The organism is uncultured Limosilactobacillus sp. (assembly GCF_934202705.1).
GTDB lineage: Bacteria > Bacillota > Bacilli > Lactobacillales > Lactobacillaceae > Limosilactobacillus.
Map to the genome: position 1 here is coordinate 41,322 of NZ_CAKPYE010000012.1, position 12,344 is coordinate 53,665.

At 44.4% G+C, this 12,344-nt stretch carries 9 protein-coding genes; 2 read left to right on the forward strand and 7 right to left on the reverse strand.

All coding sequences use genetic code 11. The features are described from left to right. Positions 1-12 precede the first annotated feature (12 nt). The 7 genes from metG to Q0C76_RS08090 form a co-directional block, all read right to left on the reverse strand. A complete protein-coding gene (gene metG / locus Q0C76_RS08060; protein WP_295731779.1) occupies positions 13-2,037 on the reverse strand; it encodes a methionine--tRNA ligase in 2,025 nt (674 codons plus the stop codon). A gap of 91 nt (positions 2,038-2,128) precedes the next feature. Further along, positions 2,129-2,980 carry a DUF72 domain-containing protein gene (locus Q0C76_RS08065; protein WP_295731781.1) on the reverse strand — a complete coding sequence of 284 codons (852 nt, stop codon included), beginning with the start codon at positions 2,978-2,980 and terminating at the stop codon, positions 2,129-2,131. 403 nt (positions 2,981-3,383) lie between these two features. After that, entirely contained in the window at positions 3,384-4,571 is a 1,188-nt protein-coding gene (locus Q0C76_RS08070; RefSeq protein WP_295731783.1) for an MFS transporter, read from the reverse strand. A gap of 80 nt (positions 4,572-4,651) precedes the next feature. Continuing rightward, the gene (locus Q0C76_RS08075; RefSeq protein WP_295731785.1) at positions 4,652-5,353 is read right to left on the reverse strand and encodes an NAD-dependent protein deacylase; all 702 of its coding nucleotides are present in this window, start codon (positions 5,351-5,353) and stop codon (positions 4,652-4,654) included. 4 nt (positions 5,354-5,357) lie between these two features. Further along, complete coding sequence (locus tag Q0C76_RS08080) at positions 5,358-6,329, reverse strand: IpaB/EvcA family protein (protein ID WP_295731787.1); 972 nt, start codon at positions 6,327-6,329, stop codon at positions 5,358-5,360. A 4-nt stretch (positions 6,330-6,333) separates the two neighbouring features. Beyond that, positions 6,334-7,581 carry a hydroxymethylglutaryl-CoA reductase, degradative gene (locus Q0C76_RS08085; RefSeq protein ID WP_295731789.1) on the reverse strand — a complete coding sequence of 416 codons (1,248 nt, stop codon included), beginning with the start codon at positions 7,579-7,581 and terminating at the stop codon, positions 6,334-6,336. Next, complete coding sequence (locus Q0C76_RS08090; protein WP_295731791.1) at positions 7,574-8,518, reverse strand: Ppx/GppA family phosphatase; 945 nt, start codon at positions 8,516-8,518, stop codon at positions 7,574-7,576. Before Q0C76_RS08090 ends, Q0C76_RS08085 begins: the two co-directional genes overlap by 8 nt. 176 nt (positions 8,519-8,694) lie before the next feature. Between Q0C76_RS08090 and helD the strand changes: the two genes are divergently transcribed. Together helD and asd are read left to right on the forward strand one after the other, a co-directional pair. Next, positions 8,695-11,010, forward strand: a complete 2,316-nt coding sequence (gene helD / locus Q0C76_RS08095; protein ID WP_295731793.1) for an RNA polymerase recycling motor HelD — start codon at positions 8,695-8,697, stop codon at positions 11,008-11,010. Between the two features lie 148 nt (positions 11,011-11,158). Beyond that, positions 11,159-12,253 (forward strand): aspartate-semialdehyde dehydrogenase, encoded by a 1,095-nt coding sequence (gene asd, locus Q0C76_RS08100; RefSeq protein ID WP_295731795.1) that lies wholly within the window; start codon positions 11,159-11,161, stop codon positions 12,251-12,253. The last annotated feature ends 91 nt before the right edge of the window (positions 12,254-12,344 follow it).

Here is a 12,344-nt window from a genome sequence, read left to right on the forward strand (position 1 = left end):
TCAACATCCTTTTTAGCCAATTTCAGACCCGGGAACCAAACTATCTGGTAAGATCAACAATTGAACCTTACCATCATGTTCAGCAGACAGTAACATTCCTTGGCTCATTTCGCCACGCATCTTTCGGGGCTTCAAGTTCGCAACGAAGGCTACCTTTTTACCAACCAGTTGTGCTGGTTCTGGATACCATTCAGCAATTCCAGAAAGAATTTGTCGACCTTCAGGAGTACCGTCGTCAATTTGGAACTTCAATAATTTATCAGCACCTGCGACATGATCGGCAGCCTTAATTTCACCGACTTGGAGAGCCACCTTATCAAACGCTTCAATGCGAATTTGTTTCTTGCCAGTTGTCTGCTCTTGTTCCTTTTGCTGAGCAGCCTTTTTTGCTTTTTCCATGGCCTTACGCCCCTTTTGCTTGGTATTGGCTGTCATTTGAGACTTCAAGAAGGCCACTTCCTCCTTTACATCGCGCCGTGGAAAGATCGGGGTCCCCTTCTTGACCACTGTCGCTTCAGTTGGGAAATCATTAAATGATAAATCGGTTAAGGAAATTTCGGTATCCGCAAGGCCCAATTGACGAAGGATTTCCTTTGGTGCATTTGGCATTGCAGGCTGTAACAGCGCCGCAATAAACCGCAATGCTTTCGCCAGATGAGTCATTACATCAGAAAGTTCCGCCTGCTTACTGTCATCCTTAGCTAACACCCACGGTTCAGTTTCATCAATATACTTATTGGCGCGCGCAATTAGCTTCCAAACGCTTGCTAATGCTTCAGCAAAGTGACACTGATCCATTAATTTTTGGTACTCAGTCAGCACTTGTCCAGCAGTTTGTTCTAGATCATCGTCGTATGGCGTCGTCGCATTATTTTGACCTTGTAAACGACCAGCTTGATACTTGTTGATCATCGCGACCGTCCGGTTTAAGAGGTTTCCTAAATCATTCGCCAAATCAAAGTTAACCTTGTCAACAAAATCTTCTGGGCTAAAGATTCCGTCGTTGCCAAACGGCATTGCTCGTAAAAGGTAGTAACGGGTAGCGTCTAGTCCATAACGATCAACTAAGGTTTGTGGATAAATCACGTTACCCTTTGACTTAGACATTTTACCGTCCTTCATAGTTAGCCAACCATGGCCAATCACATGCTTTGGTAATGGCAACCCCAAGGCATGCAACATAATTGGCCAGTAAATCGTGTGGAAACGGACAATTTCCTTGCCGACCATGTGAACATCCGCCGGCCAGTACTTCTTAAACAACTGATCATCATCAGAACCATAGCCTAAGGCAGTAATGTAATTGGACAGGGCATCAATCCAAACATAGACCACATGTTTTGGATCATTTGGCACTTTCACTCCCCAATTAAACGATGTCCGCGTCACTGCCAGATCCTCTAAACCTGGTTTAAGGAAATTATTCAGCATTTCGTTCATCCGCGTATGCGGTTCGATAAAATCAGGGTGGGCTTTGTAGTAGTCCATTAACCAGTCTGCGTACTTGCTCATCTTAAAGAAATATGATTCTTCTTCGACCAGTTGGACTTCATGACCTGATGGGGCTTTACCACCAATCACCTTCCCGTTATCATCACGGTAGACTTCTGCCAGTTGGCTTTCAGTAAAGTATTCTTCGTCATCAACCGAATACCAGCCAGTATACTTTCCCTTGTAAATATCGCCTTGATCAAGCAGCTGTTGGAAAATCTTTTGGACAGCCTTTTCATGGTAATCATCCGTCGTTCGAATAAACTTATCATTACTAATATCCAACGTTTTCCAAAGTTGCTTAATTCCGGCAGCCATTTGATCAACGTACTCTTGGGGCTGCATTCCTAATTGTTCCGCCTTTTGTTCGATCTTGAGACCGTGTTCATCAGTTCCCGTTAAATAAAAGACATCGTAGCCCATCAGACGTTTAAACCGAGCCTCCGCATCACAGGCAATTGTGGTATATGAGTTCCCAATGTGCAGCTTACCAGATGGATAATAAATTGGTGTTGTAATGTAATATGTTGGTTTGGTTTCAACCATGCCAAATTCCCTCTTTCTCGTGTGGTAATTAAAAATAGTATAGCAAAGAACCGCTGAAAATTCGATTGTTCATAAGCATTTAATCGGTTCATCAAAAAAGATCTAGTTGTTGTGGATCGCGTGGTACTAATCCGCTAAAGTGCAGTCCCATCATTTTTTGGAGCGCCTGCGCATTCGGCGCTGCGTCTCGCCCAGAGTTGTTATTAAAAATCACACAAACTTCTTGCGGTTCTGGTTGTAACCCATAAATTAATTGGCTCAAATTGCGTAGTTCTTGATCAGAATAGCGATAAAGTGTCCGTCGCTTACGCCACTCTGGTCCTGGATGATTCCACCCCTGATTGTTGCGCCCATGTAGGCGCAGCAACACTAATCGCCGATTTGTTGTCACCAAATAAAATGGAATCGAGGCCTCAATCTGATGCGGTTCATCAGCTGCCACCAAAGTAAAATTGAGTTCCCGACAATAATCCACCAAAGATTTAACGACTGCTGGGCGATACCAGCTTTGATTCCGTAGTTCAACGGCGACCGGTAATTGTCCCATCCATTGCCGCACCTTCATCAAGTATTCAATATTTTTGACTGTGGCATCGAACTGTGGCGGAAACTGAAACAGTACTGTCTTTAACTGGTTAGTTGCGAGTAATGGACGGACGACCTGACGAAATCGTTCAAACATTTCTGGTAATGAAACATCATCAGGCACCACGGCATGCGGATGTTTGGTCATGGATTGATGCGCCTTAACAATAAATTGAAACCCAGCACTCACTTCATTCACCCACTGTTGCACAGTCTTTAATTGGGGTAACGCGTAAAAAAACGTATCCACTTCGACAGCCGGTAAATATTGCGCATATTCGTGGAGAGTAACTGGCCGTTGTTCATTAATTAATGCTGGATGCTCAGTCCAAGTCGTTAAAGCTAGGGTTGTCTTCATTGAGGTCCTCCTTTCCAAATAAGAAATTTATCTTTTTTTCTCAGAAAGCAGCTTTAGATTAAAAATTACTAAGTGCATATTTTAAGTATTATTCAGTATTAAGGTGCATATTCAACCGCTTAATGACGGCCATTTTGATTTTTTTGCACTTCCCTGAATATTGTCGTTAACGCTGCTTTTATCTCCTTCTCATAGTACCACAAATCCCTTTAAAACAGCATTTCATCGTGGTATTTTAAGGGTGAATGAAAGGAGACGATAGTTATGTTTAAACACTTATTACATCATTCTCACCACACTTCGCACGAACGTAAGGATCGTCTTCCACGGATCTGGAAAGTTGCGGGAAAAACCATTAATTTTAGCTAGCAAAAAGGTCGGCGAAATTGCCGACCCTTTTCAGTTAAACAGTTTTCATTTCATGACTGACGCCAAAAGTAATCAAGAACGAAACCAGCATAAATGCTGCCACAACTAAATATGGTGCCTGATAGTTCATATCTAGCAACGCCCCCGATAACAACGGACCAATAATATTGCCGACACTGGTCAGGGACATGTTAATTCCATTGAGCAATCCCTGATTACTTTCACTCATTTTCGTCAATAATGTTGTGATGGCTGGGCGGAGCATATCAAACCCTTCATAAACCACTAATGTGGCAACAAATAATTGCCAGTGGGAGTGATCATAGATCACGATGAGGGTCCCGATCACGCTGATAAAGAAACTCCACCGAATAATCTGCACTTCGCCGAACCAAATTACCAAATGGTCAAATAAAAAGACTTGCAACAGCAGTGACAAAACTCCATTAACCGTGAGCACTGCGGCAATGGTAGTCAAATCAAAATGGTGGACTTGATTAACGTAGAGACTATAGATACTTTCAAAACCAGCTAAGCCAAATGCGGACACTAAAATCATAATAAACAATACGATTAAGGCTGGGGTGAGCATCTTTTTTACTTCATCCCAACTACTACGGGCCAGCTGTTCATCGGTTCGCTGAGTTTGGCTTTGAAATTGTTCTTCACGATCTGCCGGCAAAGCAAAGAAGGCCACAATCGCGCTAATGATGCCGAGCACCCCTGCAACCCAAAATGGCATCTTGTAGCTAATATTTGCCAACAAGCCACCTAACCCGGGGCCAAGCATTAGACCACCACTGAAAGCTGCAGAAAGCCAACCAATAACCTTAGCCCGTTGTTCACGGGTCGTGATGTCAGCTGCTAAGGCCATGGATGTCGGGACAAACATGGCGGCCGAAAGGCCATCCACCGCCCGTGATAAATCAAAGAGCCATAGTCGGCTGGTCGCTGCAAAAACAAATTCGGCTAATCCGAAGACTACTAGGCCCCACACTAGCATTGGTTTCCGACCCATCCGATCCGAAATCCGTCCGACAATCGGCGAGGCAATAAATTGGACGAGGGCAAAGAGGGACGACATCATTCCCATATCAAACGCGGAAAAATGATACTCATTTCGAATGAACGGCATCACCGGGAAGATGAGACTCATCCCCAGACAAATTAAAAATTCGCAAAATAGCACAATACTAATTGTATATTTGACTTGTTTGGTCACTTGATCATCCTCCTTTTTCGTCATAAAAACCGGCTTGGCACTGTTCGCCAAGCCGGCTTGTTTAATTATTTTTCATTTTATCATTTCACATCTAATTCAGCAAAGTATTTTGTCGCGTCTGCTTGAATCATTGTGAAATGAATTGGCAAAGTCAACCGTTGTTGATTAATCGCCAATACCTGAGCCTGCGGATTGGCATACTGAAGTAAGCCTGCAAATGGGTAAACCTTCATTGAGGTACCAACAATTACCACGAGGTCAGCATTAGTCATTGCATTTAATGATTGTGAGATTGCCGTTTGAGAAATTCCTTCATCATACAATACGATATCTGGACGTAAGCTACCACCATCTTCTTCATGAATGCGGTTTTTTAAATAGTCCGCAACCGGAACCGTTTGATGACACCGTTCGCAATAAATATGGTAAAGGTTACCGTGAAAGTCCACTAAATGTTTCGTTCCCGCTTCTTCATACAGGTTATCAATGTTTTGGGTAATCACAGTTGCCCGATCTTGCTGCGTCAACGCCGCCTGCTTTTTGTGAATTACATTTGGCTTAGCGTCAGGAAAATACAGGTTCTTTTTACAATAATCATAAAAGCCCACTGGATCTTCAACAAAGTAACGATGACTTAAGTAATATTCGGCATTCTTATTTTGGGTATACAAACCATTGGCCGAACGAAAGTCTGGAATTCCAGAAGCGGTTGAAACTCCCGCTCCTGTTAAGAACACGATGTGTTTGGCATCATCAAAAAGCTGCTGTTCTGCGACTGCCATTCGATCACTTCCTTACAATAAATGGCACGTTCAATTCCTTTAACAACTGTTCAACTGGTTCATCATACATCTTAACAAAGGTCTGAGCACGATCCTTGCCTTGCGGGCCGTGCAACGTAAATGAATTTTGGTGATCATTCCGCCGCAAACCAATGTAGACATCATCGTGTCCTTGACGGTCTTTCATATCCGAATGGAAAATTTCAAATACTTGACGAACCTTTAAGCGTAACTGACGTGCACTGAGCACCGGTGAAACCGTCGTAAATTCATTATTATGCAACGCTGGCAAGCCCCAGTTGAGGAGTTGTTCATCAAATAGCTGATACAATTTAACGATTTGGCGACGCATTTCAAATGGTGAATCAATCTGACGTTCAGTAATTTGATCATACATTTTTTGAGCAGCAGCAAAGGCTACTGGATAATCAGCCGTCAATTGGTCTTTTACTTGGTCCAGGTGATCACCATAAAAGACGAGGGCGTCAAGTAACGTCAGCAAGCGTAACGTTCGTTCATCATCGTCGCCCTGATCATGCTCTTTGCTAATGGTTGCTTGGATGCCCTTCAGGTATGCAGACTCAATTTGGTCGTCAATCAAGCCATGCTTTCGTTGTTCGGCTACGACCACGCGGTGCATTGCCACATCGTATAAATCGGTTGACATGATCATCATTTGTTCATCCAACTGTTGATCACCTAATGATACTTGGAAGAAAATCTGTGGAAAGCCCTTCAATAACATCAATAAATGTAGTAATTCATGAGAAGCCGTGTAATTAGGTGCAGTCATGTCGGTCACCGTAATCACAAGACCACCCGGCAACGTGGTTTGTCGTGCCTGATCATGACGAACATAACCAACCGGCTGTTTATCTTGATCAAACTGAACAAAGACACTTCCTTCTGGATAAAGTTCATTAACTGCATCCAGCAAACTCTGTGCTGCTTGGTTTAATTTGAATTTTTCTGGCATGTTATTATTCCTTTCGTAACTGCTGTAATAACTGTTTGGCCACTGTAGTATCAACTTGAGAAACTGTCTGCAGCAATTTAACTAGCGGTTCAATTTCATTTGCCTGAGCACCAACACTAATCGCTAGTGAGCGATACTGTAATTTCATGTGGCCCGCCTGAATTCCACTCGTCGCCAGTGCCCGGAGTGCCGCCAGGTTTTGCGCTAAGCCAACACTAGCAATCACCGTACTCAGCTCTTGTGCACTCTGAATTTGGCTCATCTGATAGTTAATCCGTGATTGGGACGTTAGTTTAATGGAGCCGCCGACAACACCAACCGTTAATGGCAATGCTAAGGTCCCATGCAATCCATCCTCCACGATCGTCCACTGGCTTAATCCGCGATATTGACCACTACGCGCGGCATAAGCGTGCGCACCAGCTTCTACCGCGCGCCAATCGTTACCGCTCGCCATTACGACCGCATCAATTCCATTCATAATGCCTTTATTATGGGTCACCGCCCGGTATGGATCATTTTGGGCGAGCTGGCTTAACTCCACGATCCGTTCAGCAACTTGGTGTCCAGCCATTAATTTAGTGGCTAATGAATCATTACTAACAAAGCAATCAACGGTCTGCACTGCATCCACTGCATAATTGCTCAAGATTGCTGCCAAAACATGCCAACCAGCTTGTTGACAGTATTTGCCAACTGCTTCAGCCATTGTATTGACGCTATTGGCCCCCATTGCTTGATCCACATCAATGAGAATATCTAAACTTAAAAAAGCGCCGTTCTGCCGGACACAACAATCTTGCGCTCCCGCACCGCGCTTTTTCATGGATGGGTGAGCATCATTGGCAACCTTTAAAATCGTCAACCGTTGGGTTCGACACCAACTCGTCAATTGCTGCTGCTCAGCATCAGTAATGATGACCTGACCACGAACAATTCGGGATTGCTCGGCTGCCTGAAATCCACCGCTAGCAGCAACTCGTTTTGCGCCATTACAGGCCGCTGCCACCACTGATGGTTCCTCAGTCGCCATTGGTACTAGATAATGACGACCATTGACAACCAGGTTAACCAGCAATCCTTCTGGAATTTGGTAATCCATCACATAGTTTTCAATTAATTGATTGTGGATGGCGGATGATTGCTGCTTCAGAATGTGGGCCTGCTTCGTCGTTAATTTTGAATGGGCAGCCACCAATGCTTGGCGTTCGCTTAACGGTTTCTGATATAAATTACTTGTCCAATTACTCATCTAGTTCACCATCCTGCTGGTTGCGACGATGAATATATTCCGTGATAATCCCTTCGCGCACACCACTTTCCGAGAAAATTACCCGGCCATCGCTGTTCCGTTGCAAAAGGCAAATTAATGGCAACATCCCGCCAACAATAATGTCAGCCCGATCATTTTCCAAACCTGGCATCTTTTTTCGCTGGGCAAGATTCTTACTCAATAATTCACGGTAAGTCGCATACACGATTCGAGAAGTTAACCGATAGCCATGAATGCCTCGGTATTTAGAATGACGGTGATTTTTACTCATCCGTGCTAGGGTCCGATTGGCTCCCCCTAACAACACAATTGGCACTCGATTAGCAAACCGTAGCCAGGGAACCTTATTGTAACGCTGCGTAATCATTGTCTGGGCACGGAATAATTCAGCTGCTCGTACAAAGCCTCCCAAATGAAATTGCTCTGAAATGTTGACCGCACCAAACGGCAAAGAAATCATATCCCGGGCTTTCCGATGCTGAACCAAAACCAGTTCACAACTGGCACCACCAACATCCAAAATTAAGCAATGATCAAGCTTCAAAGTGCGGATGACACCGAGATAATCATAATACGCCTCTTGACGTCCTGATAAGACCCGTAGTTCCAGGCCGGTTTCGTTTTTCACACGGTCTAAAAATTCTTGTTGATTTCGTGCTTGTCGGACTGCCGCAGTCGTAATTGCCACAACCTGCACATTATTAAACCGTTCATACACTTTTTTAAACCTCTTGAGCGCTGCAATCGTATGATTCATTGCTTTCGTTTGCAACACTTTTTCAGGGCCCATCCCTTCAGAGAGCCGTGTGTTCTCTTTCACGCGTTTAATCTCGTGAAACGTTCCGTTCGGATTGATCTGGGTAATTGCTAGCCGTGCTGAATTAGAACCCAGATCAACAATCGCGAGGTTTTCCACGACCCATCACCTTCTTTTTACATTTTTGTCGAAATTATACCCTTTTAATGGTACCATGATATTTCTTTACTAACATTATTAAAGTTAGCCAATTTCAAAAAAGTTTTATCGCTTTACCAGCGAGATCACTATGCTAAAATAAGTAAAATTAATCAATCTTCAATGGAGGCGTCGGTATGGCACAATCAAAGGAACAAATCGTTGAACAATCGCGCGTCGATCAGGTTATTCAAGAAATTGACCATCAAATTCGCCAAACTAAAGAAGCCATTGACGCTGCTCATCGTGAAACCCGTGCAGTCGAGCAAAATTATGGCGAAAACGCCTCGATTAACCGCTATGAAATCGATGATATTGCTGAATCACGTTCAGCTCTAGAACAACAACGACAATTGGTGGCCCGTGCGACAGAAAATGAAGATATCCTCCGCCACCAGTTAACAACTCTCCAAAAGTTGCGTCAGTCACCATACTTTGGTCGAATCCAAATTCAAGAGCCCGGCGCCGACGAGACTGAAACCCTCTATATTGGAATTGCATCCTTAATGAACAACGATAAAACTGACTTCTTGGTTTATGACTGGCGGGCTCCAATCTCCAGTATCTACTACAACGGTACTTTGGGCCCCGTCACCTATGAGACTCCGGCTGGTCCGCAAAAAGTCCAACTCGTGCAAAAGCGCCAATTTACAATCGTGAATGGTCAGATTACCAACATGTTTGATACTAACGAGACGGTTGGTGACGAAATGCTACAAGCTGCTCTGGGGCAACAAAACACCCAAGCCATGAGAAATATCGTGGCAACAATTCAGCAACAACAGAATGATATTATCAGAAATACCAGTAGTGATCTCCTGATTGTCCAAGGGGTGGCCGGCAGTGGCAAAACCTCTACGATTTTGCAACGAATTGCTTATTTGTTGTACCACGCTAAAGAATCCTTGAATGCTGACCAGATTGTCCTCTTTTCACCGAACCTGCTCTTTAGTCAGTATATTTCTGAAGTGCTCCCCAGCCTGGGTGAACGCAACATGCGCCAAGTAACCATGGCTGGCTTTTTAAAACGGCGATTTGAAGGTCTCAATGTCGAAACGCTATTTGACCGGTATGAAAACCAGCAAGGAGCCGTCCCCGCTAGTCAAAAATTCTTAGAATCTGCTACGGTCATGCAGGCGGTGGAGCAATATCTCAACGTTTTAAAAGCTGGTCAAAACCAGTTAATCTTCACCGATATTAATTTTCATGAACGAGTTTTCTTTACTCGTCACCACATTGCAAAGATTTTCAGCCAACAACCCGTCGCCATGACCATCGCTGATCGTCTGATCCGTACCAAAAATATCCTGATCCGTGAATTACAACAGCGTTCTCGCGTAGAGGCCAAGAAGGATTGGCTCCAAAAAGAACTTAATCAACTTGATCCGCAGGCAATTCACCAACTCATGGGTCGCCATTCAATTGATGAATTTGCAGATGAGCAAGCCCGCGATCGTTATCTCGCGCGTCGTCTGGCTCACCAACGCTTACGAGTCGTGGCTGATGCAATTTATAACAATTACTTTCTTGATTTTGCTAGCCAGTATACTGACTTCCTCCACCAGCTTGCATGGCCTGCAGCCATCAGCGCCCATGATCAACAGGCGATCATCAAGGAATACCAACGGGCCATTGAATTTCATCAATTACCATTGATGCATACAGCACCATTAATGTACCTCCGTGATCTCGTTACCGGTAGTGGTCAAAATCGTAATTATCAATATGTCTTTATTGACGAAATGCAAGATTATTCTGCCGCCATGTTAGTTTACTTGCACCACGCCTTCCCAGTCGCGCGCTTTACAATTCTTGGGGATAGTGAACAAGCGCTTTTCTACCCATTACAGCTACCAGAAAACTTGTTAAGTTCGATTGCGCAGGATCTCCACGCCAAGCATCCGACATTAATTACCTTACGCCAAAGCTATCGATCAACGACTGAGATCACGAACTTTGCCAAAGCGCTCCTGCCAGATGGTCACCAAATTCAGGCCTTTACTCGTCATGGCGAGCAACCAACCCTCACGATGACTTATCATGACCAAGAGTGGTCAGATCAGCTCCAGCGAATTACCCTTCAGGAACTCAAGAAATTCTCCACTGTTGCCATTCTGACCCGCAATCAAGTACAAGCCCAAAAGGTGTACCACTCACTTTATCGCCATGTTACAGAATTGCACCGTCTCACCAGTCGGGACACCCAGCTACCTCACCATGGGGTGATCATTTTACCCGCTTACTTAGCTAAGGGGCTTGAATTCGATACCGTTATTATTGCGGACGTGAGTCAACAAGCCCTCGGTGACCAGGCCACCGGTCTGTTATATACCATGGCATCGCGCGCTATGCATCATCTGACAATGCTCAGTAACGGTCCGGTAGCGGATGCCTTTACGAATCCGGCCACCAAGCAGTTAATTATTAATCGTCGCGTGACGGACAAGGAGTAATAATTATCAACTCAATAAAGCAGCTCCCCCAACAGTTGCCGTTGTTCTTCAACGTCTAATTACTTTAATTTAGTAAAACAGCCTTGGTTTATTCCTGCAATCGGTTTATAATGAGATTTCAATTAGAAAGAAATTGGAGGTTGTGATTATGGATCAAAAGCTCAAGGTCGGAGTCATTGGTGCCACTGGAATGGTCGGCCAACGGTTCGTCACGTTATTAGCTAACCACCCGTGGTTTGAAGTAACAGTGGTGGCGGCAAGTAAACACAGTGCCGGGCAAAAGTATGGTGACGCCGTCAAAGACCGGTGGAAGATGGGGAAGACTCCAATTCCTGATGGTGTCAAGGATCTCACAATCTTAGACGCAGAAAATGTTGATGAAGTTGCTTCCCAAGTTGACTTCGTTTTCTCCGCGGTTCATATGTCCAAAGATGAAATCCGCAAGCTAGAAGAAGAATATGCTAAGCATGAAACGCCTGTCGTTTCGAATAACAGCGCGCACCGCTGGACACCAGATGTTCCAATGGTAATTCCGGAAATTAACCCAGACCATACCGATGTGATTAAGTACCAACGGCAACGCTTAGGGACTGAACGTGGTTTTGTCGCAGTTAAGCCAAACTGTTCTATCCAAAGCTACACTCCAGCTCTAGCTGCTTGGCAGCAATTCGAGCCAACCCAAACTTTGGCATGTACTTACCAAGCCATTTCTGGCGCCGGCAAGACTCTAGAAACTGCACCAGAAATTCAAGGAAACGTCATTCCTTATATTCCTGGCGAAGAAGCCAAGTCAGAAGACGAACCATTGAAGGTCTTTGGCCACGTTGATGATGAAACTAAACAAATTGTTAAGGCTAAGGGGCCAGTCATCACCAGCCAATGTTTACGGGTGCCAGTATTGTATGGACATACCGTAGCGGCTTTCGTTAACTTCAAGCAAAACCCAACGAAGGAAGAGCTCATTCAAGCTTTGGAAGATTACAGCGGAGTTCCACAAAAGCTCGCTTTGCCAAGTGCACCAAAGCAATTCATCCAATACTTAGATGATGATTTCCGTCCACAAGTTCGATACGACGTTAACTTTGAACATGGAATGGGGATTTCCATTGGTCGGCTTCGTCCAGACAAGATCTTTGATTGGAAGTTCATTGGTTTGTCACACAACACTGCCCGCGGTGCTGCTGGTGGTGCCATTGAATATGCCGAACTACTGAAAGCACAGGGTTACATCCAACCCAAGTAATTAAATAAACGAAGGGGGCTGTGACATAAGTCCTTTATAATAAATGAACCGTTCGGAATTCTCAAAATTCCGAACGGTTCTTCTTTTTTAG